At 63.3% G+C, this 23,406-nt stretch carries 26 protein-coding genes; 7 read left to right on the top strand and 19 right to left on the bottom strand.

Annotation, left to right across the window (positions count from 1 at the left end; all coding sequences use genetic code 11):
• Positions 1 to 328 precede the first annotated feature (328 nt).
• Entirely contained in the window at positions 329 to 748 is a 420-nt protein-coding gene (locus tag AC1DUU_RS03965) for a hypothetical protein (protein WP_476782114.1), read from the top strand.
• Positions 749 to 892: 144 nt separating this feature from the next.
• On the opposite strand, the gene AC1DUU_RS03970 is transcribed toward AC1DUU_RS03965, so the two are convergent.
• From AC1DUU_RS03970 to tesB, 3 genes are all read right to left on the bottom strand, one after another.
• A complete protein-coding gene (locus AC1DUU_RS03970) occupies positions 893 to 2,275 on the bottom strand; it encodes an ammonium transporter (RefSeq protein ID WP_476782115.1) in 1,383 nt (460 codons plus the stop codon).
• A 30-nt stretch (positions 2,276 to 2,305) separates the two neighbouring features.
• Entirely contained in the window at positions 2,306 to 2,644 is a 339-nt protein-coding gene (locus tag AC1DUU_RS03975) for a P-II family nitrogen regulator (RefSeq protein ID WP_109574243.1), read from the bottom strand.
• Between the two features lie 222 nt (positions 2,645 to 2,866).
• On the bottom strand, positions 2,867 to 3,739 hold the full coding sequence (tesB, locus tag AC1DUU_RS03980) for an acyl-CoA thioesterase II (protein ID WP_476782116.1): 873 nt from the start codon (positions 3,737 to 3,739) through the stop codon (positions 2,867 to 2,869).
• Between the two features lie 92 nt (positions 3,740 to 3,831).
• On the opposite strand from tesB, the gene AC1DUU_RS03985 reads away from it, so the two are divergent.
• Positions 3,832 to 5,094, top strand: a complete 1,263-nt coding sequence (locus AC1DUU_RS03985; RefSeq protein ID WP_476782117.1) for a ubiquinone biosynthesis hydroxylase — start codon at positions 3,832 to 3,834, stop codon at positions 5,092 to 5,094.
• On the opposite strand, the gene AC1DUU_RS03990 is transcribed toward AC1DUU_RS03985, so the two are convergent.
• A complete protein-coding gene (locus tag AC1DUU_RS03990; RefSeq protein ID WP_476782118.1) occupies positions 5,091 to 5,447 on the bottom strand; it encodes a YciI family protein in 357 nt (118 codons plus the stop codon). The two genes, AC1DUU_RS03985 and AC1DUU_RS03990, sit on opposite strands and share 4 nt — an antisense overlap.
• A 1-nt stretch (position 5,448) precedes the next feature.
• Positions 5,449 to 5,772: a hypothetical protein gene (locus AC1DUU_RS03995; protein WP_476782119.1), complete on the bottom strand. Its 324-nt coding sequence runs from the start codon at positions 5,770 to 5,772 to the stop codon at positions 5,449 to 5,451.
• A gap of 84 nt (positions 5,773 to 5,856) precedes the next feature.
• Between AC1DUU_RS03995 and AC1DUU_RS04000 the strand changes: the two genes are divergently transcribed.
• Positions 5,857 to 6,282 (top strand): OsmC family protein, encoded by a 426-nt coding sequence (locus tag AC1DUU_RS04000; protein WP_476782120.1) that lies wholly within the window; start codon positions 5,857 to 5,859, stop codon positions 6,280 to 6,282.
• Between the two features lie 44 nt (positions 6,283 to 6,326).
• On the opposite strand, the gene AC1DUU_RS04005 is transcribed toward AC1DUU_RS04000, so the two are convergent.
• Positions 6,327 to 7,301, bottom strand: a complete 975-nt coding sequence (locus tag AC1DUU_RS04005) for an AraC family transcriptional regulator (RefSeq protein ID WP_476782121.1) — start codon at positions 7,299 to 7,301, stop codon at positions 6,327 to 6,329.
• A gap of 231 nt (positions 7,302 to 7,532) precedes the next feature.
• Here AC1DUU_RS04005 and AC1DUU_RS04010 point away from each other — a divergent pair, with 231 nt between their 5' ends.
• Both AC1DUU_RS04010 and AC1DUU_RS04015 read left to right on the top strand, forming a co-directional pair.
• Entirely contained in the window at positions 7,533 to 7,709 is a 177-nt protein-coding gene (locus tag AC1DUU_RS04010; RefSeq protein ID WP_476782122.1) for a hypothetical protein, read from the top strand.
• Between the two features lie 270 nt (positions 7,710 to 7,979).
• The gene (locus AC1DUU_RS04015; protein ID WP_476782123.1) at positions 7,980 to 9,098 is read left to right on the top strand and encodes a Glu/Leu/Phe/Val family dehydrogenase; all 1,119 of its coding nucleotides are present in this window, start codon (positions 7,980 to 7,982) and stop codon (positions 9,096 to 9,098) included.
• Between the two features lie 139 nt (positions 9,099 to 9,237).
• Here AC1DUU_RS04015 and AC1DUU_RS04020 read toward each other — a convergent pair whose 3' ends face one another.
• From AC1DUU_RS04020 to sdhC, 7 genes are all read right to left on the bottom strand, one after another.
• Positions 9,238 to 9,870, bottom strand: a complete 633-nt coding sequence (locus AC1DUU_RS04020) for a YceH family protein (RefSeq protein ID WP_476782124.1) — start codon at positions 9,868 to 9,870, stop codon at positions 9,238 to 9,240.
• A gap of 13 nt (positions 9,871 to 9,883) precedes the next feature.
• Positions 9,884 to 10,663, bottom strand: coding sequence for a succinate dehydrogenase iron-sulfur subunit (locus tag AC1DUU_RS04025; protein ID WP_476782125.1), 780 nt, complete (start codon positions 10,661 to 10,663; stop codon positions 9,884 to 9,886).
• Positions 10,651 to 11,127 carry a DUF3052 domain-containing protein gene (locus AC1DUU_RS04030; RefSeq protein ID WP_476782126.1) on the bottom strand — a complete coding sequence of 159 codons (477 nt, stop codon included), beginning with the start codon at positions 11,125 to 11,127 and terminating at the stop codon, positions 10,651 to 10,653. Before AC1DUU_RS04030 ends, AC1DUU_RS04025 begins: the two co-directional genes overlap by 13 nt.
• Positions 11,124 to 11,981, bottom strand: coding sequence for a glycosyltransferase family 25 protein (locus AC1DUU_RS04035; RefSeq protein ID WP_476782127.1), 858 nt, complete (start codon positions 11,979 to 11,981; stop codon positions 11,124 to 11,126). The genes AC1DUU_RS04030 and AC1DUU_RS04035 overlap by 4 nt, the downstream gene beginning before the upstream one ends.
• Before the next feature lie 97 nt (positions 11,982 to 12,078).
• Entirely contained in the window at positions 12,079 to 13,914 is a 1,836-nt protein-coding gene (gene sdhA / locus AC1DUU_RS04040; RefSeq protein WP_476782128.1) for a succinate dehydrogenase flavoprotein subunit, read from the bottom strand.
• A 4-nt stretch (positions 13,915 to 13,918) separates the two neighbouring features.
• A complete protein-coding gene (gene sdhD / locus AC1DUU_RS04045) occupies positions 13,919 to 14,317 on the bottom strand; it encodes a succinate dehydrogenase, hydrophobic membrane anchor protein (RefSeq protein ID WP_476782129.1) in 399 nt (132 codons plus the stop codon).
• 1 nt (position 14,318) lies between these two features.
• Positions 14,319 to 14,735, bottom strand: coding sequence for a succinate dehydrogenase, cytochrome b556 subunit (sdhC, locus tag AC1DUU_RS04050; protein WP_476782130.1), 417 nt, complete (start codon positions 14,733 to 14,735; stop codon positions 14,319 to 14,321).
• A 405-nt stretch (positions 14,736 to 15,140) separates the two neighbouring features.
• Between sdhC and AC1DUU_RS04055 the strand changes: the two genes are divergently transcribed.
• The gene (locus AC1DUU_RS04055) at positions 15,141 to 15,494 is read left to right on the top strand and encodes a hypothetical protein (protein ID WP_476782131.1); all 354 of its coding nucleotides are present in this window, start codon (positions 15,141 to 15,143) and stop codon (positions 15,492 to 15,494) included.
• 16 nt (positions 15,495 to 15,510) lie between these two features.
• Here the strand turns inward: AC1DUU_RS04055 and AC1DUU_RS04060 are convergent, their stop codons facing one another.
• The 6 genes from AC1DUU_RS04060 to rplS all read right to left on the bottom strand — a co-directional run bounded on the left by AC1DUU_RS04060 (position 15,511) and on the right by rplS (position 22,116).
• Positions 15,511 to 16,728, bottom strand: a complete 1,218-nt coding sequence (locus AC1DUU_RS04060) for a GGDEF domain-containing protein (protein WP_476782132.1) — start codon at positions 16,726 to 16,728, stop codon at positions 15,511 to 15,513.
• A gap of 173 nt (positions 16,729 to 16,901) precedes the next feature.
• Entirely contained in the window at positions 16,902 to 18,311 is a 1,410-nt protein-coding gene (gene leuC, locus AC1DUU_RS04065) for a 3-isopropylmalate dehydratase large subunit (protein ID WP_476782133.1), read from the bottom strand.
• A gap of 251 nt (positions 18,312 to 18,562) precedes the next feature.
• Positions 18,563 to 19,120 carry an MgtC/SapB family protein gene (locus AC1DUU_RS04070; protein WP_476782134.1) on the bottom strand — a complete coding sequence of 186 codons (558 nt, stop codon included), beginning with the start codon at positions 19,118 to 19,120 and terminating at the stop codon, positions 18,563 to 18,565.
• A gap of 81 nt (positions 19,121 to 19,201) precedes the next feature.
• Positions 19,202 to 20,026 (bottom strand): amino acid ABC transporter permease, encoded by an 825-nt coding sequence (locus tag AC1DUU_RS04075; protein WP_476782135.1) that lies wholly within the window; start codon positions 20,024 to 20,026, stop codon positions 19,202 to 19,204.
• Positions 20,027 to 20,145: 119 nt separating this feature from the next.
• Positions 20,146 to 20,943 (bottom strand): transporter substrate-binding domain-containing protein, encoded by a 798-nt coding sequence (locus AC1DUU_RS04080; protein ID WP_476782136.1) that lies wholly within the window; start codon positions 20,941 to 20,943, stop codon positions 20,146 to 20,148.
• A gap of 624 nt (positions 20,944 to 21,567) precedes the next feature.
• The gene (rplS, locus tag AC1DUU_RS04085) at positions 21,568 to 22,116 is read right to left on the bottom strand and encodes a 50S ribosomal protein L19 (protein WP_476782137.1); all 549 of its coding nucleotides are present in this window, start codon (positions 22,114 to 22,116) and stop codon (positions 21,568 to 21,570) included.
• 357 nt (positions 22,117 to 22,473) lie between these two features.
• On the opposite strand from rplS, the gene AC1DUU_RS04090 reads away from it, so the two are divergent.
• Positions 22,474 to 23,229, top strand: coding sequence for a sulfite exporter TauE/SafE family protein (locus AC1DUU_RS04090; protein WP_476782138.1), 756 nt, complete (start codon positions 22,474 to 22,476; stop codon positions 23,227 to 23,229).
• Positions 23,230 to 23,406: the final 177 nt, after the last annotated feature.

Consider the following 23,406-nt stretch of genomic DNA (forward strand, 5'->3'; position numbering starts at 1 on the left):
GCCGTGCCCTGCGTCGGTCAGCGCGAGCGGTGAGGAAACCCCAGAACGCATGCCTCGTCCCCGTCCATTGATGCCGTGGCCCACATGCGAACGCATCGCGGGCAGATTCGGTTGTCAGACTATCGAGGGGAAGGTTAAGGCCGCATTAAGGTTAAGCCATCGTTCATGCACGAGCGTCTGCAGCGACCCGGAACACGCGCAAAACCTCGCCGAGTCACAGCCATCATTGACGCCGGGGTTTTTCCATTGGCAGCGCTATTCGGGCTTGCCCCGGCGCTCGCACCGCCATACCTTCCAATATTAGCAAGAGCTAAGACAGGAGGCGACGATGAAACACCATACCATCGAGCAACTGCAGGCATTCGCTGAAATCCAACCCGCAGCTCCCTATCTGCCCATGACGCGGACCCAGCGCCTCGAACGCTGGGCCCAATTGCTGGAACACCAGCCCGAACGGCGCCTCGGCACGCTTCCGGGCACCGAGTATGCCCCGCGCGCCGAGCGCATGGCGATGCGTGTCACGGGTTCGCCGCTCACCGTGGCATTCGAGGACCCACACTTCCGGTCATCCGGCCTCAATGACGACAGCTACGGCGAAGCCAAACGCTTCTTCGACCTGTCCGACCGGCAGCTGCACAACATCGTTTGCTACTGCCACTTCGGCGAAGCCGTCAGAGGCGCCAGCGCCGCCCGGCGCGTTCGCGCCGCAATGGGCTGGTGGCCACGAATCCAGGCGTTCTTCGCCTGATTGCTACGGGTGTTTGCATAAAAGGAGGCCCGGATTGCTCCGGGCCTCAAAGCGTGGCTGCTTTTCGGGCGGCCACGACGGGATGGGGAGAATGCGGCGGCAAAGCTGCAGCTCCGCCGCCCTTGGTTATTACAAGTGGGGTGATTACGAGTGGTAGGCCACCTCGCCATGCGAAGTCAGGTCGAGACCTTGGCGTTCGGCTTCGACGCTCGGGCGCAGGCCGATGAGCAGGTCGACCAGCTTGTAGAGCACCAGCGAGCCGATGCCGCACCACAGCACCGTCACTGATACGGCGAGAAACTGGGTCCACACCTGGCCGCCGATCGAAAGCGTCCCGTAGCCGACGCCGCCCAGCGCCTTGGCGTTGAAGACGCCGGTGCCGATAGCGCCGACGATGCCGCCGACGCCGTGGATGCCGAACACGTCGAGCGAGTCGTCATAGCCAAGCTTGATCTTCACCACCGCCACGAAGAAGTAGCAGATGGCCGAAGCGATCGCTCCGAGCACGATGGCGCCGACCGGACCGACAAAGCCGGCAGCCGGCGTCACAGCAACAAGGCCTGCAACCATGCCCGAGGCAGCACCCAGCATCGATGCCTTGCCGCGCGTAACCACTTCGATGATCACCCAGGCGAGGATAGCGCCTGCGGTGGCTGTGAAGGTGTTGATCATGGCAAGCGCCGCACCGCCATTGGCTTCAAGGTTGGAGCCGGCGTTGAAGCCGAACCAGCCGACCCACAGGATCGACGCGCCGACCATGGTCAGCGTCATCGAGTGCGGCGCCATGTTGTCCTTGCCGTAGCCGATGCGCTTGCCGACCAAAAGGGCACCGACCAGTGCGGCGATGCCCGCATTGATGTGCACGACGGTGCCGCCAGCGAAATCAAGCGCGCCCCAGCCATAGATCAGGCCGTCCGAATCCCAGACCATATGGGCGATCGGGAAGTAGACGAAGGTCACCCACAGCGCCACGAACAGCAGCACCGCCGGGAATTTGATGCGTTCGGCGAACGAGCCGACGATCAGCGCCGGCGTGATGCAGGCAAAGGTCATCTGGAAGACGATGAAGACATATTCGGGAATGACCACGCCCTTGGTGAAGGTCGCCGCCATGCTTTCAGGTGTCACCCCAATCAGGAAGGCTTTGCCGAGGCCGCCCCAATAGGGGCTCGGTGCGTCGCCAAAGGCCATCGAATAGCCCCAGAACGTCCAGATCACGATCACCAGCGCCACGATCATCGTGCACTGCATCAGCACCGACAGCATGTTCTTGGCGCGCACGAGACCGCCGTAAAACAGCGCCAGGCCCGGCAAGGCCATGAACAGCACCAGCAGCGACGACGTCAGCATCCAGGCGACGTCGCCCTTGTCCATGACATCGGCGGGCGCGGGTGCAGCTGCGGCCGCGTCGGCTGCGGCAGGTGCGGTTTCCTGGGCAAAAGCCGCGACCGTGCCCAGTGCGGCGAGTGCGAGCGTGCCAAGCAGGGCCGAGCGCGCCGCCGTCTTCAATGAGGTAGGAATTTGCATTGAGGTCTCCATGACAATTGGTTGGCCCGCTCAGAGCGCGTCGGTGTCGGTTTCGCCGGTTCGGATGCGCACGGCCTGGTCGATGCCGAAGACGAAGATCTTGCCGTCGCCGATCTGGCCGGTCTTGGCCGCAGCGGTGATCGCCTCGACGGCCTTGTCGGCGAGCTCGGTCGAGACGGCGACTTCGATCTTGATCTTGGGCAGGAAGCTCACGGCATATTCGGCGCCGCGGTAGATCTCGGTATGTCCCTTCTGCCGCCCGTAGCCTTTGACTTCGGTGACGGTCAGGCCCTGTATGCCGACATTGGTGAGCGCTTCACGCACCTCGTCGAGCTTGAAAGGCTTGATGATTGCCATCACGATTTTCATCAGGTTTCACCCTTTGCTGATGCGGGTCCCCCGCGTTTGCAGACATCCCCAGCGGACCCGAAAGTCACCAGTGAGTAACAGCAAGGATTCAAGCTCCGTGCCAGTTTGCAGTAGCACGGAGCAAGTCATTGAAATTTAAGATTAATTTGCTCTAAGCAGGCAGCGCCCTTCGCACGTGCAGCAATGCACCTGCCTACAGAACGTGCAAAAACCCTAAAATGCCTATTTTGTAGGCTTTGTGCGCAGGCGGATCAGCCCTTCCTGTGCCACCGAGGCAATCAGCGTGCCGTCCTGGGCGTAAAGCGCGCCGCGGGTGAACCCGCGCGAACCCGACGTCGAGGGGCTATCCTGGGTGTAGAGCAGCCAGCCGTCGAGCGGATGCTCGCGATGAAACCACATGGCGTGGTCGAGGCTTGCCGCCTGGATGTCGGGATCGAAGATGCCGCGGCCATGGGCAAAGGTTGCCGTATCGAGCAGCGTCATGTCGGAGAGATAAGCAAGCACGGCGCAGCGCAACGCACGGTCGTTCGGCACCGGGCCGGTCAGGCGAATCCAGACCTTCTGCAGCGGCGGCAGCTTGTCTCGGCTCGAATAGTGCTCCGCATAGACCGGGCGCAGCTCCAGCGGCCGTTCCTTGGCCCAGAACAGCCTGATCTGCTCGGGCACATGGGTTGCCTCCTGCAACAGCTCGCGCTGTGACTTCAGCTCTTCGGGCGGCGGCACGTCGAGCGGCATCGGCATCTGATATTCGAGGCCGGTCTCTTCGACCTGGAACGAGGCCTCGAGCGAAAAGATAGCATGCCCATGCTGGATCGCCACCACGCGCCGCGTGGTGAAGCTGCCACCATCGCGGATGCGGTCGACCTCGTAGATGATCGGCACGGTGATATCGCCCGGCCGCATGAAGTAGCCATGCAGCGAATGCACGTGCCGATCGGGCTCGACCGTGCGCTGCGCCGCCACCAGCGCCTGGGCGATTGTCTGGCCGCCAAACACACGTTGCCACTGAACCTGCGGGCTGCGACCACGATACAGGTTGTGTTCCAGCTTCTCGAGATTGAGAATGCTGAGAAGCTCTTGTATTCCGGCCGGCATGCTTTCCCCTTTTCGGGACGAAGTATCCCCGGTTTCCAGCAGGAAGCCCCCGTCGAGTCAAGGCGGGAAGCCTAGCCGTAAAGGACGTCGCCATGGTCACGCGCGAATCTGACGCCAATAAATCGACGCAGCTCGACGTGCTGGTCGCCGGTGCCGGCTATGTCGGCCTCGCCACCGCAGTGTCGATCAAGCAGGCGCGGCCCAATCTGCACATCGCCATCGTCGATGCCGCCCCTGCCGAAGTCTGGCGCAAGGACGGCCGCGCTTCCGCGATTGCCGCCGCCGCTTGCCGCATGCTCGACCAGCTCGGCTGCTGGGAGGAGATCGCGCCCGAGGCGCAGGCGATCACCAGCATGATCATCACCGATTCCAAAACCTCCGATCCGGTCCGCCCTGTCTTCCTGACCTTCGACGGCGAAGTCGGCGCAGGCGAGCCCTTCGCCCACATGGTCGAAAACAAGGTGCTCAACGGAGCGCTGCGCCGCCGAGCTGCTGAGCTCGGCATCGACATCATCGAAGGCGTCGCCGTCCAGGCCTTCGAGGCCGGCATCGCTGGGTCCAAAGTCCATCTCGCCGACGGTGTAAGCTTCGACGTCAAACTTTTGATCGCCGCCGATGGCGTAAAATCCAGGCTGCGCGACATGGCCGGCATCAAGACCGTGCGCTGGGAATACGGCCAGTCCGGCATCGTCTGCACGGTGGCGCATGAGCGCCCGCATGGCGGCCGCGCCGAGGAGCACTTCCTGCCGGCCGGGCCCTTTGCCACGCTACCGCTCAAGCCGACCAAGGATGGCACCAACCGCTCCTCGATCGTCTGGAACGAACGCACCGAGGACGCCGAAAAGCTGGTCAATGGCGACCCATTCGTCTTCGAGATCGAGCTGGAGCAGCGCTTCGGCCTCCAGCTCGGCGAGATCCGCGTCGAGGACAAGCCCCGCGCCTGGCCGCTCGGCCTGACGCTGGCCCGCGCCTTCGTCGCCAACCGCTTCGCCCTGGCCGGTGACGCAGCCCACGGCATCCACCCGATCTCGGGCCAAGGCCTCAATCTCGGCTTCAAGGATGCGGCAGCCCTTGCCGAGACCATCGTTGAGGCCGACCGGCTGGGACAGGACATCGGCTCGCTCGACGTGCTTGAGCGCTACGAACAGTGGCGCCGCTTCGACACCGTGCGCATGGGCGTCACCACCGACGTGCTCAACCGGCTGTTTTCCAACGACATCGCTCCCATCCGCGCCATTCGCGACATCGGCCTGGGCCTGGTCGACCGTGTGCCGCAGCTCAAGGACTATTTCATCCGCCAGGCCTCGGGCCTGACTGGCGAAACCCCGCGTCTGCTCAAGGGCGACGCGATCTAGGACCCCGGAATATCGTAGATCGCCCGCACTTCGATCTGCCCCATCGCGGCAAGCGGGATGTTCGAGGCGATCTCCAGCGCCTCGTCCTGGTCGGCCGCCTCGATCATGACGAAACCGATCAGCTGCTCCTTGGTCTCGGCGAAGGGGCCGTCGGTGACCAGCTTCTTGCCATTGCGGCGCTTGACGGTCTTGGCCGTCTTCACCGACTGCAGCGCTTGAGCCGCGATCAGCTTGCCGCTGTTTTCCAGCATCCTGTCATAGGCAAGCGAATCCGCGTCGAGCTTCGCCGCAGCGTCCCGCGAAAGCGCGCCAAGCTGCTGTTCCTCATGATAAACCAGGCAAAGATACTTCATCCTACTCTCCCTTGCTGTGTTGGAAGCCTAGCACCGGTGCGGCGGACTTGCTGGCCGGTTGCCCTGCCATCGCGTCAAAAAGCAAACCCAGCACAATGATGATGCCGAATGCCAGCAGCACCCGGCCGACGCCCGAGGACGGCACGCAAAATCCACCCAGGGCATTCGCCTCGACGATCCCTTTTCCGAGATTGCCATGCGGTAGCAACTGCATCTCACCCTCCGGCAGGCGCGGCACCACGCCACGACGTTCCAAGGACGACGCGCCCGCCACCATCCAGACATTTTCGCGAGACAGTTTTTTCGAAGGCCACGGTTTTCTCACCGGTCCTTCATGCGAAGGTGGCATGCGCGCGCGGCGACGCTATAGTCTTTCAACCGCCGCTCAGTTTGAACCAGGAGAAAGTCCATGAACCACAGTGCCAACGCCGTCTGGAAGGGCAATCTGAAGGAAGGTTCCGGAACGCTCGACACACAGAGCGGCGCTCTCAAGGGCCAGCCCTATTCGTTCAAGGCGCGTTTCGAGGATGAAACCGGCAAATCGGGCACCAACCCCGAGGAGCTGATCGCCGCAGCCCATGCCGGCTGCTTTGCGATGCAGCTGTCGCACTTCCTCGCCGAAAACGGCACGCCGGCCGACAAACTCGACGCCAAGGCAGTCGTGACGCTCATCCCCGGCACCGGCATCACTGAGAGCGCGCTCACGCTCGTAGGCACCGTGCCCGGCATCGATAATACCAAGTTCCAGGAACTGGCCACCAAGGCCAAGGAAGGCTGCCCGGTCTCCAAGGCACTCGGCGCCATCAAGGTTTCGCTCGACGCCAAGCTTGCCTGACCGAAACAATCAAGGGCGCCGGGCAATGCTCGGCGCGCACTCGCTCACGCCGCCAGCGTTTCGGCGCGGATGTCCGATGGCGTAGCATAGTAGCGCTTGCGAAACGCCCTGTTGAAATAAGACAGGTCGTTGAAACCGGCCTCATAGGCGATATCGGTGATGCTGTGGCGCGCCCAAACCGGGTCGCTCAGCATCCGGTGCGCGCGCTTCAACCTTTGGCCAAGCGCGAATTCGGTGAACGACAGCCCCTCGCTTTCGAACAGCTTCCTGACATAGCGCGGCGACAGTCGGTGCGAGGCTGCTATCTCTTCGGCCGAGATTCCGCGCAGGTCGGCACGCGCCGATATATCCGACTTGATCGCCGCCAGCCGCGCGGCACGCAAGCCGCGCCCCAGCGCCACCTGCTCCGCATCTCGTGTCGCACCAAGCGTCAGGGCCGTCAGGTCGAGCAGATGGGTCGCCACCATGCGCGCCATGTTGCCGGGCAACGCCTCGTCCATCTGCTGAAGTGCCGTGGCGTAGCTCAACAGCAGTCGTATCGGCCCTTCATGCACCGGTATCGGCCGCATCATCATGCTGGTGACGTCGCCCAGCAAAGGCTGCAACGCCTTCCGTTCAAGGCGCAGATTGACATAGGTGAAGCCGGGCCGCGTCACGTTCGCCCCCACCTGGCCACCGGGCACGAACATTGCGCAGCCGGGCAAAACGCTTTCTTCCAGCTTGCCGATCTGCATGTGACTGCCACCGGCAAGTGCCGCGAGCAGGATGACGTCGTCATTGTCCACCATCCGCGATGTAACCCCGACGCGGATCGGCGAGGCGACACCGGTGGCGATGCCGATCCCCGGCAACAGCCTCACCCGCATATCCATGTGGACGGGCGAATCGTCGACCGGCTCCAAATCGGCATTGAGAATGGTCCGGCCATAGACCTCGCGCAGTATCGGCAACCTGTCCTGCGCAGGCAGGTCGTCGGTCATCAGGCGGAATGAAGCGAACTGTCCGTTAGCACTCGTCATCGGATCAACTCATGTTACGCAGCACAACCAAGACGTGAGGTCGCGCCTTTTAGTTCGCGTTATCCGATCCGTCAAGACGGCGCTCGACAGCCCACGATAGGCCCGTTGTGGGTGGCCGCCTGGGCCGCATCATGGGGCCGCACAGTCCAAGATCGCGCCAACGAGGCCATCTAGTTTGCCGCTCGAAGTCGAAGCGGGTCCAGTCCCGACGGCGGAACGAGGAAACCGGGCATGCACCACCTTCAGTTCCTGAAGACGCTCGCGGCTCTCGCCGCTGCAGGCTTCAACCCGCGTGCTTTTCTGGCTCCGATGGCTTTCGGCGGCAAGCTTCCGAAGCCGGCCGAACCGAAGCCGCCCCGAGAGCCGGCAAAGGGGCCACCAGCGGAGGCGGACAAGCCGGAGCCGTGAACTGGCGGTCGCCTTGGCGACGCAATGGAATGACAGGTTGGCTGCCATAGGGGTGCCAGAGGGTGTGGCATCGATGCGGCAGCACAGCAGGCCGGACGCAGGGGGGCAGACCAGCGTCCGGCCATCTTTTTCATCACCGGCAATCTTTTCGTTTGTTGCGCGGCACGCCGCGCGAGCGCAATGCGCGGTCGCCGCACAGGGCCACTTCGAAACCAAAAAACGTCTGATCGGTTTATCCTTCCGAGGACCAGCTCACCGGGAGGAACCCTCATGCTGAACGTCCTTGAACCGCGCAACCCGCAACTGTCGGCCGCAACCACGCTCGAAATCACCGACATCACCGCTGATGTCGCCCAATTCGATGGTTTCGACCATCACGAGCAGGTCTGGCTCGGCCGCGACACCGCGCGCGGGCTGACCGCCATCGTGTCGATCCACACCACCGTGCTCGGGCCTGCTTTGGGCGGCACGCGCATCTGGCCGCACAAGAGCTTTGAAGCCGGTGTCATCGATGCGCTGCGCCTGTCGCGAGGCATGACCTTCAAATCGGCCATCGCTGGCCTGCCGCTCGGCGGCGGCAAGGCGGTCATCATCGCCGACGCCAAGAAGGACAAGACGCCTGCGATGCTCGAAGCCTATGCCGAGATGCTCAACGCGCTCGAAGGCCAATACATCACCGCCGAAGACGTCGGCATGACGCTCTCCGACGCCGACTTCCTCGCAGAGCGCGCGGCCAATGTCAGCGGCACCACCAAGGGCGGCAGCGRCAATCCCTCGCCCTTCACCGCTCAAGGAACCTTCCTCGGCCTCAAGGCGGCCCTTCGCCACCGCACTGGCAGCGACAATCTCGCTGGCGTCCGCGTCGCGGTGCAGGGCCTGGGCTCGGTCGGCTGGTCGCTGTGCCAGAAGCTCCATCGCGAAGGCGCTGTGCTCACCATCTCCGACCTCGACCCGGCCCGCACCAACCGCGCGGCTGAAGCCCTGGGCGCGACTGTCGTTACCGGCGATGCCATCCTGTCGGCCGATGTCGACATCTTCGCGCCCTGCGCGCTTGGCGGCATCTTGTCCGCCGACACCATCCCGCAGCTCAAGGCGAAGATCGTCGCCGGTGCCGCCAACAACCAGCTCGCCACCGCCGAGGACGGCGCACGCCTCGTCGAAAAGGACATCCTCTACGCCCCCGACTACGTCATCAACGCTGGCGGCGTGATCAACGTCGCAGCCGAAAAGGCCGATGGCGGCTACAGTGTCGAGGCAGTGACGCCGCGCGTGGAAAAGATCGCCGACACGCTGACCGCGATCTTCGCGCGTGCCGAGCGCGAGGGCCGCACCACCGACGCCATCGCCGAAACCATGGCCCGCGAGATCGTCGAAGCGGCAAGGAAGTAAGGTTGGCCCCCTTCTCCCCACGGGAGAAGGTGCCGGCAGGCGGACGAGGGCATCGCCGCCCTCTCCGAACAAGACACCAACGCAAAACGGCCCGGATGCTTCCGCAACCGGGCCGTTTTCAATCATTCTGCCGCCCGGCCTATCCTCCGACAGCGTCGAGCCGCGCCTTGAGCGCCGCCACTTCCTCTTCCAGAATACGGACGCGTTCCTCGAGCTCCGAAACAATGGGGGCGGTGGCGTTCGGTGCCCGGCTTGTCGTAATAACTGCAGCATCGACATCACCTGACAAAAGATGCGCGAAACGATCCTCGCGCTGGCCGGGTGCGCGGCCGATCTCCTTGACCAGCGCCGGCCGGCGGCCGATCAGCATGTCGAGTTCGCTACGCAGGGCGTCGGCATCGGCGAAGTTCGCCATACGCTCGGTGCGGGCGAGCAATTCGTAGACGGTCTGCGGTCCGCGCAGCAGAAGCATGCCGATCAGCGCGCTCTGGTTGCGCGTCAGCGAGAATTTCTGCGCCATCTGATGTTCGTAGCGTTCGACGCGCGAGGCGAATTGCTGGCGCGCCAGCCCCTTCGCCTGCAACGTGCCGAGCGCCCGGGCGATATCGGCGACCTCCAGGGCCATGACCGGCTCGCGCGACGTCTTCTGGTTGGCGGCAGCAACCAGCGCATTTGAAGTCATCGGATAGACGTCGGGCGTCAGTTCCTTCTTCTCGATCAGGCAGCCGAGTACTCGTGCTTCGGCCGGGGTGAGGTTGGGAAGGTCTGTCATGTGCGCTCTAGCCTCAGACCCGGCGCTCCACCATCATCTTCTTGATCTCTGCGATCGCCTTGGCCGGGTTGAGACCCTTCGGGCAGGTCTGGGCGCAGTTCATGATCGTGTGGCAGCGATAGAGCCGGAACGGATCCTCGAGGTTGTCGAGGCGCTCGCCCTTGGCTTCGTCGCGGGAGTCGATCAGCCAGCGATAGGCCTGCAGCAGCGTTGCTGGGCCGAGATAGCGGTCGCCGTTCCACCAGTAGCTCGGGCACGAGGTCGAGCAGCAGGCGCATAGGATGCACTCGTAGAGGCCGTCGAGCTTCTGGCGGTCCTCATGGCTCTGCAGCCATTCCTTCGCCGGCTCCGGCGACACCGTCTTGAGCCACGGCTCGATCGAGCGGTGCTGGGCATAGAAATTTGTGAGGTCGGGCACCAGGTCCTTCACGACAGGCATGTGCGGCAGCGGGTAAATCTTCACCGCACCCGAAATGTCGTCGCAGCCCTTGGTGCAGGCGAGTGTGTTCGAACCGTCGATGTTCATCGCGCAGGAACCGCAGATGCCCTCGCGGCAGGAGCGGCGCAGCGTCAGCGTCGGGTCGATCTTGTTCTTGATGTAGAGCAGCGCGTCCAGCACCATCGGGCCGCAATCGTCGACATCGACGAAATAGGTGTCGATGCTCGGGTTGTCACCATCATCGGGCGACCACCGGTAAATCCGGTATTCGCGCAGATTGGTCGCACCCTCCGGCTTCGGCCAGGTCTTGCCCTGCTTGATCTGCGAGTTCTTGGGGAGTGTTAGTTCGACCACGATCGGTTCCTCACAGCTTGGCGCAGTTCCTTGCGGATGACGAGCTTGAGCCCGCTCCACACGGCGTCCACGGCACAGACCTTTACGTCCACCAGCCCTTTCGGCAGTGCGACGTCGCGAATGACATCCTCGGTGATGTCGGTGGCGATCTTCGCTGCCTTCTTGGGCCAGGAGATCCAGACAGCGCCATCGGGCGCGATCATCTTCTTCAGCGTCTCGACATTGCGGTCGAGATCGGCGCGGCGCTTGGTGAAGGCGTGAACCACGTCATGCCCCTCGCCCGCCTCGGCAAGCGCTGGCCAACCGGTCAGCGCCTTTGCCGCGAAATCGCGCGACACGGCCAGTTCGCCAAGCTCGTCGGGAAGACCGACGAACACCACGCTCTGGCCGTCCTTGAGGCCGAGCTTGGCCGCAAGCGGCATAGCCGAATATCCTGCATCGGGGCGCGTCGCGGCCATCATCATGCGGCCTCCAGCACCAGGCGGCGCATCTGCTGGCGCACGTCGTCAGTGCACCACGGCGCCTTGGTGAGCTTGAGCAGCGACAACGGCGAACCGTGCATCGCACCGAGCCACAGCTTGAGCCTGAGGGTGCTGCGCATAAGCCCCTGCTGGATAAAATGGAACGGGTCGCGCCGTTTGACGTGGCGGTGCGGCGTGCGCAGGTCGCCCATGGTCGTATCCGAGCCGGCCTGGACGATGAGCCAGGGCGACAGATGCATCACATCGCAGCCATGCAGCCCCGGATTGCAAATGAAATCATCCACCGGCAGAAGCTGCTTGCCGGCCTTGGCGATCAGTTGTGCTGCGGCCTTGCGCGTCACCAGATAACCAGCGCCGCCCGAAGACGGCCGGAACGACCGCACAAGCCGCGCCGTGCCAAGGCCAAGCACGGGCAGCGCCATGCGCCCGCCCGCCTGCACCTTGCCTTCCATCTTGACCACGTCGAAGTCGATGCCGCTGGCAAGCAACCGGCGCATTGCGTCTTCAAAGCCGTCGAGCGGCACCGCGTCGTCTTCCAGGATCACCGCGTGTTCATGGTCGGCTTCGAGAAACGCCTTCAGCGCCAGCATATGGCTGGCAAAGCACGCCTCCTCAACCAGCGCGAACATGCGGTGGCGCAGCGGGTTCCAGCCAATGCCGTTGGGCGGCATGGTCAGTTTTTGGCCGCGAACAGCAAGCACTTCATCCGGGTTGCGCGCATCGACGGCCCTGACGCGTGCGAGCGGCCACGGCATTGCGCCGAACAGCCGCTGGATCTCGGCCCAGCGATGCGGCGAGCGGTCGAGATTGATGGCGAAGAAGGCGAGTTCGCTCATGGCCGGTATTCCCGGCCATGGCCGGCGCGCGCGCAAGCGCGGACGGCCGCTACCGGCCCTCCCGCTTGGTCAGCACGGCGCCGCGGTTCGCCCATGTCTAGTACACCCGCGCCTTGGGCGCGATCTTGGCCAGGGAAATGCCGCCGTCTTCTTCCTTGAGCAGCGGCTCGGTGTGCACCGGCCGATAGGTCAGCGTCACCTTGCCGTCCTCGGCGACGTGGGCCAGCGAATGCTTGCGCCAGTTGGCGTCGTCGCGGGCGGAGAAGTCCTCGCGCGCATGCGCGCCGCGGCTTTCCTTGCGGGCTTCCGCACCATAGACGGTGGCAATCGCGTTCGACATCAGGTTTTCGAGTTCCAGCGTCTCCACCAGGTCCGAGTTCCAGATCATCGAGCGGTCGAAGACTTTGATGTCCTTCATCTCGCCCCAGATCTGGGAGATGCGCTTGCAGCCCTGCTCGAGCGAATCCTGCGTGCGGAACACGGCGGCGTCGTCCTGCATCGCCTTTTGCATCTTCTCGCGCAGCACTGCCGTCGGCGTGCCGCCATTGGCGTGACGCAGGCGGTCGAAGCGGTCCATGATCTTTTCGACCGAGGCGGCGTTGGGGGCTGGGATCGGCGCGTTGCGGTCGACCACTTCACCGGCGCGGATCGCCGAAGCACGGCCGAACACCACGAGATCGATCAGCGAGTTGGAGCCGAGGCGATTGGCGCCATGCACAGAAGCGCAACCCGCCTCGCCGACCGCCATCAGGCCAGGCGACACGCGGTCGGGATTGCCCTTGGTCGGGTTCAGCACTTCGCCCCAATAATTGGTCGGGATGCCGCCCATGTTGTAGTGGACCGTCGGCAGCACCGGGATCGGCTCGCGGGTCACATCGACGCCAGCGAAGATCTTCGCCGATTCCGAAATGCCGGGCAGCCGCTCGTGCAGCACCGCCGGATCGAGGTGATCGAGGTGCAGGAAGATGTGATCCTTGTTCTTGCCGACGCCGCGTCCTTCGCGGATCTCCAGCGTCATGCAGCGCGAAACCACGTCGCGCGAGGCCAGGTCCTTGGCCGACGGCGCGTAACGCTCCATGAAGCGCTCGCCCTCGGAATTGACGAGATAGCCGCCTTCGCCGCGCGCGCCTTCGGTGATCAGGCAGCCCGAACCGTAGATGCCGGTGGGGTGGAACTGCACGAACTCCATGTCCTGCAAGGGAAGGCCGGCGCGCGAGGCCATGCCGCCRCCGTCGCCAGTGCAGGTATGGGCCGAGGTCGCGGAGAAATAGGCGCGGCCATAGCCGCCGGTCGCCAGCACCACCATCTTCGCCGAGAAGCGGTGAATGGTACCGTCATCGAGGTTCCAGGCAACGACACCGGTGCAGGTGCCATCCGGCTCCATGATCAGGTCGAGCGCGAAATATTCGATGAAGAACTGCGCGTTGTGCTTCAGCGACTGGCCATACAGCGTGTGCAGGATGGCATGGCCGGTGCGGTCGGCGGCAGCGCAGGTGCGCTGCACGGGCGGACCATCGCCATAGTTCATCATGTGGCCGCCGAAGGGCCGCTGGTAGATCTTGCCTTCTTCGGTACGCGAGAACGGCACGCCGTAATGCTCGAGCTCGTAGACGGCGGCGGGTGCTTCACGCACCAGGTATTCCATCGCGTCCACATCGCCGAGCCAGTCGGAGCCCTTGACGGTGTCGAACATGTGCCACTGCCAGGAATCCGGGCCCATGTTCTGCAGCGAGGCGGCGATACCGCCTTGTGCTGCGACCGTGTGCGAACGGGTCGGAAACACCTTGGTGATGCAGGCGGTCTTCAGCCCCTGCTCGGCCATGCCGAGCGTGGCGCGCAGGCCGGCACCGCCGGCGCCGACGACAACGACGTCGAACTTGTGATCGACATAGGTATAGGCGGAAGCTCCGCTGGTCTTGCCGTCCTTGGCCACCTTGTCAGCCTCCAAATGCCAGTTTGAGCAGGGCGAACAGCGAGGCGACGCCGACCGCTACGGTAAAGAAAGTGTTCAGCATGATGAGCGTCACCTTGAGCAGCTCGCCATGGATGTAGTCCTCGATGACGACCTGCATGCCAAGCCGCATGTGGTAGAGGCCCGAGATCAGCATCAGCGCCATCACCAGCGATACGAACGGGTTGGCGAGCGAGGAGCGGACGGTCGCGAAATCGGCGCCGTTGAGCGCGATCAAAAGGCCGACGAAAAACAGCATCAGCGGAATGTTGGCGACCGCGGTCAGGCGCTGGCGCCAGAAATGTTCGGTGCCTTCGCGGGCGGAGCCGAGGCCGCGCACCTTGCCGAGCGGCGTGCGCATGTCATTGTTGTTGCTGCCGCTCATGTCAGGCTCCCCGCACCATGTAGCCGACGATCCAGATCAGCGCCGTCAGCACCACCGATGCGACCAGCGATGCCCAGGCGATCTTGGATGCCGTGTGCTTTTCGAGCCCGGCACCGGCGTCCCAGACAAGATGGCGGATGCCGCCCAGCATGTGCAGCATCAGCGCCCATGTGTAGCCGAGCAGAACCAGCTGCCCGATCCAGGTGCCGAACACCCAGCTTACGAATTCGAAATAGTGCTGCGACGTCGCCGCAGCGATCAGCCACCAGGCAACCAGCAGCGTGCCGAAATAAAGCCCCCCGCCGGTGATGCGGTGCAGGATCGACGTCGTCATGGTGATCGGCGGGCGATAGATCGAAAGATGCGGCGACAAGGGCCGCGCTCGTACTGTCGATTGGGTTGCTTGTGATTTGCTCATGGCTCCCCCGGTCTGCATCCGAGCGTGGCTATGTTTGAATACGGCGCCGCCGCACCGTTTTGCGACGTCGGACTGCGCGCTTTCTAATGCTCTTTTTGCACCGCGTCAAAGTCGGAAAACCGTTCTGGCGCACCTATTTAGTCGCAGCGGATGACCGGACCTGCCTTCAATCGATTGAAGCCTCGCACGACCACCCGGATGGGTATGCAGGCACCAACCGGCCCAGCAAAACCGGTGGCGAACACCTCCCCGATGGCACAATCGTCGCACTACCCGTCCGTTGGGACGCAAGGGTGCCCGGCCCTCAGGTAAAATTAACCATGTTTCTTAATCTTTGCCGCCCAAGGCTTAACAAAGATTAAGAAACGATTAATCTCCGACTCGACTAACCACGGAGATGGCGCCATGCGTCTGGCACTGGCCTTGACCGCAACTGCATCGCTGGCCGCAACCATCGGCCTTTCGGCACCGGCATCGGCCGGTGGCTGGGACCGGGACCGCGTCCATGCCGATTCGTTCGGCAACCTCGTCATCGACGGCGCAGCCGGCTACAAGCGCATTCTGGTCGGCCAGGGCAGTTCGGCCCGCAAGATGTCGAACTACCTGAATGCGGGCGGGCCCAAGGTCGTCTATCTCGACCAGCAGGGCGAAAACACCGTCAGCAATTGCTACCGTCCGCCGATGCTGTTGAAGGGCCGCGACTATATGTATGGCTTTTCCGAGGGCGTAATTCCCCAGCCCGGCCTGCGCTGCCGCTGACTGGTAGCTGCGACGACTACCGGTTCGGCGGCTTGATGCCGAACGGCACCACTGTCGAATCGCTAAACAGCGCCACCGTACCCGAAACCCTGACGCAATCGCGCCCGTCCTTCTTGGCCTCGTAGAGCGCGGCATCCGCGCGGATCATCAGATGATCTATCCCTTCGCCTGCGGCGAGTTCGGCGACGCCGAAGCTTGCCGTGAAGCGGCAGTGCGGCGGCAGGCCCTCGATCGGCAGGCCGGAGAAGGCGCTGCGCGCGCCTTCGGCAAACAGTCGTGCCGACGCCAGATGCGCGCCCGGCAGCATGATGGCGAATTCCTCGCCGCCGATTCGCCCGGCGATGTGGTGGCCTGCCTTGGATTCGCTGACGAAGCGCGCGAACGCCTCGATGACGCGGTCGCCCGAAGCGTGGCCGTAATTGTCATTGATCGACTTGAAATGATCGAGGTCGGAGATGATCAGCGTCACCGGCAGCCCCTGCCGCGTCGCCTCGCGCAGCGCCGTTTCGGCCCGTCGCTCGAAACCGCCGCGGTTGAGCAGGCCCGACAGCGCGTCTGTCTCCGACTTCTGCGTCACTTCCGCAAGGATGTCGCGCACCAAGATGACCAGCAGCAACAGCGCGATGGACAGGGCGAACACCGTCCCCAATGCCTGCGAAACCATCGCATAGGTGCTCTGCAGATAAAAATGCGGGTCCGCACCGGATCCGCCGACGGCGAGCGCCAGATAGGGTTTTGAAAAGAACTGCAGCGCGCTTGCCAACAACACGCCCGAAAGCACGTAATCGAACTGGCTGAGCGCCTGGCGCGACCGCAAGACGATCACCGCGCCGATGACCTGGGCGATGGCATAAGGTGTCTGGAACGTCATCATGCGCAACAGCGAGTCGCGCTCAAGCCCTTGCGTCAAGTAAACGGCAATGGTCGCCACGACAAAGAATGCAGCCATAGACCGCAAAGGTGGTGAAGCGTCGTAACGGCGCGCCAGACCGACATTCATGATCAGCAGTGTCGCCAGGAACGCGGCAAAATTTGTGGCTGCGATCAGACGCGTGTCTTCAAACAGCGGGATGGCGAATTCCGTGCCGATATAGACGATGCCGGTGGCGTAGCAGAGCGCGAACCAGCGCGCGGCAACACGCCTGGCGTCATAGATCGCGATGGCCATGAACGCGCCGGCCAGCAGGCCTGCAACGAACACGTTGATCGCGAGGATGAATTCCGCACCACTCATCGTTTGACGCCGCCTCTCTCCCTGGTTCGATCAAATCATACGAGCGAGAAAAAGACGTTAACGTGACCTCGCGGCAGCGGCACGTTTCAACTCATCCTCAACAAATGACGAAGGCGGCGGAACAATGCTCCGCCGCCATCTTGGATCTTTGCAGTCGGCCGGCTCGCCGGCTTTTAGTGCCAGTCGCGGATATCGACGAAGTGACCGGCAATCGCCGCTGCCGCTGCCATGGCCGGCGACACCAGATGGGTGCGGCCCTTGAAGCCCTGGCGGCCCTCGAAGTTGCGGTTCGAGGTCGAGGCGCAACGCTCATGCGGCTTGAGCCGGTCGTCGTTCATCGCCAGGCACATCGAGCAGCCCGGCTCGCGCCAGTCGAAGCCGGCGGCGACGAAGATCTTGTCGAGACCTTCGGCCTCAGCCTGTTCCTTGACCAGACCCGAGCCCGGCACGATCATCGCGCTGACGGTCGAGGCCACTTTGCGGCCCTCGACGACCTTGGCGACGGCGCGCAGATCCTCGATGCGTCCATTGGTGCACGAGCCGATGAAGACGCGATCGACCGAAATGTCGGTGATCTTGGTGCCGGCGGTCAGGCCCATATAGTCGAGCGCGCGCTTCTTGGAGTTGCGCTTGTTTTCGTCCTCGATGATTTCTGCATCCGGCACGATACCGGTGATGGCGACGACGTCTTCGGGCGACGAGCCCCAGGTGACGATCGGCGGCAGCTTGGCGGCGTCGAGAACGATCACCTTGTCGAAATGCGCGCCTTCGTCGGTGTGCAGCGTCTTCCAGTACTCGAGCGCCATGTCGAAAGCCTTGCCTTTCGGGGCGCGCGGCTTGTCCTTGACGTAGGCGTAGGTCGTCTCGTCAGGCGCGATCAGGCCAGCGCGGGCGCCACCTTCGATCGACATGTTGCAGATCGTCATGCGGCCTTCCATCGACAGCGCGCGGATCGCTTCGCCGGCATATTCGATGACATAGCCGGTGCCGCCGGCGGTGCCGATCTCGCCGATGATGGCCAGCACGATGTCCTTGGCGGTGACGCCTTCAGGCAGCTGCCCGTCGACACGCACCAGCATGTTCTTGGCCTTCTTCTGGATCAGCGTCTGGGTGGCGAGCACATGCTCGACCTCCGACGTGCCGATGCCATGCGCCAAAGCGCCGAACGCGCCATGCGTCGAGGTGTGGCTGTCGCCGCAGACGATCGTCATGCCCGGCAGCGTGAAGCCCTGCTCGGGTCCGACGATGTGCACGATGCCCTGGCGCTTGTCGTTTTCGGAGTAGTATTCCACGCCGAAATCGGCCGAGTTCTTGGCCAGTGCCTCGACTTGGATACGGCTTTCCTCGTTCTTGATGCCGTTCTTGCGGTCCGGCGAGGTCGGCACATTGTGGTCGACAACAGCAAGTGTCTTTTCAGGATGCCGCACGGTGCGGCCGGTCATGCGCAGGCCTTCGAACGCCTGCGGGCTCGTCACTTCGTGCACGAGGTGGCGGTCGATGTAGAGCAGGCAGGTGCCATCGTCCTGGCGGTCGACGATGTGGTCGTCAAATATCTTGTCGTAGAGGGTGCGCGGTGCGCTCATGATCTTGGATCCGTCGATATGAACTGGGGAAGGCTGAGGCGCCGAAAGCCCGTCGGCTCGGCGAAAACGACTAGATAAGTCGGCTGGTCAACGCGCCTGAAATCCGGGCAAAGAAACGCGACGGCAGGCGCTTGTGGTCCTGCAGCACGAAACCTTTGTAGGCCGGATCTCCAAAGAGCTCTTCCATGGCCTGCTCATATCAATGTTTTCGACTTCGGGCAATTGCCGACCGAGGCGCCCCTGGCGCCGGGTCACCCCGCCTGGCTGCGCCTCGGCTTCGCCTGCGATTTCCGCGCTGCGGGTTGCTCGTCCTTCTTGTCTGCGCTCAGGTTGAACTTGACTTCAAGCGAGTGCATCAGTCCCATCACGACAAGCATCATGAAAGTGCCGAAGCCGGCGATCTGCCAGAAGCCCAGTCCGGCGGCGAGGCCGATTGCGCCAGCCAGCCACATGCCGGCACCGGTGGTGAGTCCTTGGACTTCCCCGCGTGCAAACAAGATGGTGCCGGCGGCAAGGAAGGCAACACCGGCCGTTACCGCCTCGACGGCACGGATCGGGTCAACCTTGATCACCTCTTTCATCGCATCGGTCGCAAACATCGGCGCATGCACGATCTCGATGGTGAGGATGCCGAATGTTGCGGCGGCAACGCACACCAGTACATGTGTCCTCAGGCCCGCCGGCCGGTTGCGCCATTCGCGCTCGAAGCCGATCGCCGCACCGCAGATCGTTGCCAGCAAAAGCCTGGCTACGATCACCGGAAACGAGGTGTAGGTGGGATGGCCGAATTCTTCGACGAGTTGTTCCATGAGGCCCCTCAAGCTTATTCGGCCCCCAACGCGCCGGGTTGCCCCGAGGTTCCACAGCGAGACTCGCCGCTTCCGCTCATTCTACTCTCGCGGCTCTGAACCCCGCCTCAGGCGCCTTTCCAGCGCGCGCAATGCCAGCGACAGGCTGACAGTCAGGATCAGGTAGACATAGGCGACGATGGAATAGGTCTCGAAAAAGCGGAACGAGCCCGAGGCATAGACCTTGCCCATCTGGGTGATGTCGGCAACGCCGAGCACCGAGACCAGCGAGGAATCCTTGACCATGGCGATGAAGTCGTTGCTGTAGGGCGGCAGGATGGTCTTGAACGCCTGCGGCCACACGATGTGGCGAAAGCGCCGGTAGCGCGACAGGCCGAGCGCCTTGGCCGCCTCGATCTGGCCGACGTCGACGGCCTGGATGCCGGCCCGGAAGATTTCGGCGATGAACGAGGAATATGCGATCATCAAGGCGATGATCGCCCGCCACAGCAGCGAGAAGTCGCGCACCTGCATCGGCTCGACAAGTCCCGCCGCCTGCAGCGGGCCGGTCGCCCAGTTCCAGAACGCCACCCAGGCCGGCGCGCCGACAAACGCCACCCAAAACAGCAGCACCAGGATCGGCACAGAACGGATGATCTCGACATAAAAGCGCGAAATCTGGCGCAGCCAGATCGAGCCGGAAAGTCCCATCAGGGCAACGCCGAGCCCCAGCGCCGAGGCCAAGGCAAAGCCGACGATGGTGACGAAGACGGTGATGCCGAGGCCCTTTGTGACCACGGCGAAGACCTGGCTGTAGAGATCGTTGGCAGCGATAGCGACGCCTGCCACGACAGCAATTGCCCCGCCAGCCACCAGCCACCAGGGAAAGTCGGGTTTCGTGCCGGACCGGGATGAGGGCGCCTGCATCTAGAGGGTGCAGATCGGCAATGCCAGCTGATCTCCCCCCTTGAGGGGGAGATGGCCGGCAGGCCAGAAGGGGGCAACGCCGAGTGGGAACATCAATCCGTACCGCCAGACGTCGTCGCCTACTGCCCCATCTTGTAGTCGAGGAACCACTTCTTGTTCAGAGCATCGATCGTGCCGTCGGCCTTCATCGCCGCGATCGCCGCGTTGATCGGCTGAACGAGGTCCGAGCCCTTCTTGAAGATGAAACCGAAATCCTCGCCGCCGAGCGGTTCGCCGATGATCTTGAGCTTGCCTTCGGAGGCATCGACATAACCCTGCGCTGCTACACCGTCCGTCAGCACCAGATCGACATCGCCGGTCTTCAGCGCCTGCACGGTCGCACCAAAGGTCTCGAACAGCTTGATGCGCGGGTTCTGCTCGTTGCCRTCGAGCACGTCATAGACCGAAACGAAAAACGGCGTCGTGCCCGGCTGTGCCGCGATCAGGCCGTCCTTCAGAGCGGCGAAGCCCTTGTGGTCGGTGAAGCGGCTTTCATCGCTACGCACCAGCATGCGCATTTCCGAATGGATGTAGGGATCGGAGAAGTCGACCTTCTCCTTGCGGTCGTCCTTGATGGTGATGCCGGTCATGCCGATCTGGTACTGGCCGTCCGCCACCGCCTGGATCATCGCGTCCCACGAGGTGTTCTGATACTCGACCTTGAAGTTGAGGCGCTTGGCCATCTCGTCCATGGCATCATACTCCCAACCGATCTGCTTGCCGGTCTTGGGATCGACGAATTGCAGCGGCGGATAGGCGTTCTCCGTCACCACCACCACGGTCTTGCCGCCGAGATCCGGCAGGGCCTGCGCCATGGCGGCAATGGGCAGAAGCACGACAGCCAGCGCGCCGGCCAGCGACAGTTTGAAATTCTTCATGATGCGTTCCCCAAAACACAAGACCGGCAGCCCCCGGTCGATTGCGCCAGACTTTAGACTCCCCGCACGGGGTTGCAAGCATGCTTGCTCAACCGAGACCCTCGTCTCACAGTTGTTATTTGCGTCTTTGCCGGCGGAAACGAAATACCTCTCGGCCATCGCTTCGATTGACCGTGAAACACGCCGGAGACAATCGCCTGGGTCAACGGCGTCGCACCGTTACGGCGACGCCTTATCTTGATGGTCGGGTTTGGCCGTCAGCGGTCGGGACGCAATTTGGGAATGCGGGCAACCATGCGAAGCAGATTACTGTCGTCGGCTTTGGCAGCTGTCTTCTGCGGGCCGTTCATCCTCGCTTTGTGGGGCCTTCAGTCGGCAACCCGGTCCGAACCAGTGTTCTGTTCCAGCGCTGCAACCTACACAACCGCATCGGGCGCTCCCGCGAGCAACCTTGCCGCCTGCCCGTCGGCTGTCATTGACCATCCTCGCGACCGCGGCTTGGGCGGTGAAACGAGCTGGATCGTGGCCGTCTATCGCTGACGCCGCATCGTTCCCGCCAAAATCGCCTCCCAAAACGCAAAAGGGCGGCCGAAGCCGCCCTTTCGAAAACCAATAAACCGATGATTACTCGGCTGCGGGCTCAGCGGCGGCTTCAGCTGCCTTGGCGGCCTCGGCGGCTGCCTTCTTCTCGGCTGCTTCCTGAGCTGCCTTCTCTGCGGCCAGAGCCTGGGCTGCGGCAACCTTTTCGGCTTCGATACGGGCCTTCTCGGCGACCAGCGCTGCGCGCTCGGCGTCGTTCAGCTTGCGGGCGCGCACGCCGGTGTTCTCGACGATACGAGCCGACTTACCGCGACGATCGCGCAGGTAGTACAGCTTGGCGCGACGCACCTTGCCGCGGCGGACGATCTCGACGCCCTCGATCATCGGCGAGTAGACCGGGAACACGCGTTCCACGCCTTCGCCGTAGGAGATCTTGCGGACGGTGAAGTTTTCCTGGAAGCCCGAGCCGGCGCGGGCGATCACGACGCCTTCATAGGCCTGTACGCGGGTACGCGTGCCTTCGGTGACGCGCACCTGGACGCGCACGGTGTCGCCGGGCTGGAATTCAGGCAGGGTGCGCTTGGCTTCGATCTTGGCGGCCTGTTCGGCCTCGATCTGGCGGATGATATCCATCTCAGAAATCCACTTCTTGTTCTTCCGACAGCCAGAGCGCCCAACGCTCGCCTTGCAGTTCCAATGACCGCTCGGTTATGCCTTCTTCCCTCACGGGTCTTCTGGCAGGGGCGACTACACCGTCACTGTTGACGGGTCCGGTCGATTATTCGTCCGGTTCGGGCGGGCACATACCGCTATTTCAGCCATTTGTCACGCCTTTGCCGCYTCTTTTTTGCTGCGAAGGCGCGCCGCCAAGGCATTGTGGCCGCTTCATCGACCTTGGACCACCTCGCCGCCATCGGCAAGCCATGGCTTGCATCGTTCGTTCGAGCTTCCTACACGACAAGCCAAGTGCAGCAACAGATCAGGCAGCCCGTGTCCCTCGTCACAATCGGCATCCTCTTTCTCGCGGGCTTCCTGTCGGGCGTCGTCAACGCCATCGCCGGCGGCGGCACCTTCTTGACCTTCGGCGCCCTCACCATGGCCGGCCTGCCGCCGATCTCGGCCAACGCAACCTCGTCGATCGCCCAGTTCCCCGGCTACATCACCTCGACCTACGCCTATCTCAAAGACATCCGCCTGATGTGGCGTGGCGCGCTCGGGCTCGCCGTCATCTCGGCCATCGGCGCGCTGGTAGGCTCGCTCGTGCTTTTGTCGCTCGACAATGTCGCCTTCGGCGCGATGGTGCCATGGCTCCTGCTTGCCGCAACCGCGCTGTTTGCCGCCGGACCCTGGCTGCGGCCGAAAAAACTCGCTGATCGGCCTGAGGGCGCACCCACCTCGCTTGCCGGACGTGTTGTCCAGTTCTTCACCGCGATCTATGGCGGCTTCTTCGGCGCCGGCATGGGCGTGATGATGCTGGCGACCCTCGGCCTCACCGAAGGCGGCGACTATCACCGCCTCAACGCGCTCAAGAACCTGCTCTCAATCGTCATCGCCGCGGTCGCCATCGTCATCTTCGCTTCCGGCGGCGTCGTTGCCTGGACAGCAGCAGCCATCATGGTGCCGGGCGTAGCACTCGGCGGTTATTCCGGCGTATGGACCGCGCGCCGCGTGCCGCAAGGCATCGTCCGCGCCCTCGTCGTCGCCATCGGCCTGTTTTTGGCCTTTTACTATTTTACCAAGGGCTGAGGCCGCGATTTACCCCTCATCCGCCTGCCGGCACCTTCTCCCCGTTATAACGGGGAGAAGGACGAAGCGGACACGTAGACGCCCCCCTCTCCCCGTACTTCACGGGGAGAGCGACTGTCTTGGCGGTCAAGCGGTTTGCCATGGTTTTTGGTCCCGGATCATGGCGTTGAGGATGGT

Source organism: Aminobacter sp. P4_H6_2 (genome assembly GCF_056400805.1).

Excerpts from the sequence above, each read along its gene's own strand:
- AC1DUU_RS03965 (WP_476782114.1), top strand. The coding sequence starts at position 329 with ATGAAACACCATACCATCGAGCAACTGCAGGCATTCGCTGAAATCCAA.
- AC1DUU_RS03970 (WP_476782115.1), bottom strand. The coding sequence starts at position 2,275 with ATGCAAATTCCTACCTCATTGAAGACGGCGGCGCGCTCGGCCCTGCTT.
- AC1DUU_RS03975 (WP_109574243.1), bottom strand. The coding sequence starts at position 2,644 with ATGAAAATCGTGATGGCAATCATCAAGCCTTTCAAGCTCGACGAGGTG.
- tesB (WP_476782116.1), bottom strand. The coding sequence starts at position 3,739 with ATGCCGGCCGGAATACAAGAGCTTCTCAGCATTCTCAATCTCGAGAAG.
- AC1DUU_RS03985 (WP_476782117.1), top strand. The coding sequence starts at position 3,832 with ATGGTCACGCGCGAATCTGACGCCAATAAATCGACGCAGCTCGACGTG.
- AC1DUU_RS03990 (WP_476782118.1), bottom strand. The coding sequence starts at position 5,447 with ATGAAGTATCTTTGCCTGGTTTATCATGAGGAACAGCAGCTTGGCGCG.
- AC1DUU_RS04000 (WP_476782120.1), top strand. The coding sequence starts at position 5,857 with ATGAACCACAGTGCCAACGCCGTCTGGAAGGGCAATCTGAAGGAAGGT.
- AC1DUU_RS04005 (WP_476782121.1), bottom strand. The coding sequence starts at position 7,301 with ATGACGAGTGCTAACGGACAGTTCGCTTCATTCCGCCTGATGACCGAC.
- AC1DUU_RS04010 (WP_476782122.1), top strand. The coding sequence starts at position 7,533 with ATGCACCACCTTCAGTTCCTGAAGACGCTCGCGGCTCTCGCCGCTGCA.
- AC1DUU_RS04020 (WP_476782124.1), bottom strand. The coding sequence starts at position 9,870 with ATGACAGACCTTCCCAACCTCACCCCGGCCGAAGCACGAGTACTCGGC.
- AC1DUU_RS04030 (WP_476782126.1), bottom strand. The coding sequence starts at position 11,127 with ATGATGATGGCCGCGACGCGCCCCGATGCAGGATATTCGGCTATGCCG.
- AC1DUU_RS04035 (WP_476782127.1), bottom strand. The coding sequence starts at position 11,981 with ATGAGCGAACTCGCCTTCTTCGCCATCAATCTCGACCGCTCGCCGCAT.
- sdhD (WP_476782129.1), bottom strand. The coding sequence starts at position 14,317 with ATGAGCGGCAGCAACAACAATGACATGCGCACGCCGCTCGGCAAGGTG.
- sdhC (WP_476782130.1), bottom strand. The coding sequence starts at position 14,735 with ATGAGCAAATCACAAGCAACCCAATCGACAGTACGAGCGCGGCCCTTG.
- AC1DUU_RS04055 (WP_476782131.1), top strand. The coding sequence starts at position 15,141 with ATGCGTCTGGCACTGGCCTTGACCGCAACTGCATCGCTGGCCGCAACC.
- AC1DUU_RS04060 (WP_476782132.1), bottom strand. The coding sequence starts at position 16,728 with ATGAGTGGTGCGGAATTCATCCTCGCGATCAACGTGTTCGTTGCAGGC.
- leuC (WP_476782133.1), bottom strand. The coding sequence starts at position 18,311 with ATGAGCGCACCGCGCACCCTCTACGACAAGATATTTGACGACCACATC.
- AC1DUU_RS04070 (WP_476782134.1), bottom strand. The coding sequence starts at position 19,120 with ATGGAACAACTCGTCGAAGAATTCGGCCATCCCACCTACACCTCGTTT.
- AC1DUU_RS04075 (WP_476782135.1), bottom strand. The coding sequence starts at position 20,026 with ATGCAGGCGCCCTCATCCCGGTCCGGCACGAAACCCGACTTTCCCTGG.
- rplS (WP_476782137.1), bottom strand. The coding sequence starts at position 22,116 with ATGGATATCATCCGCCAGATCGAGGCCGAACAGGCCGCCAAGATCGAA.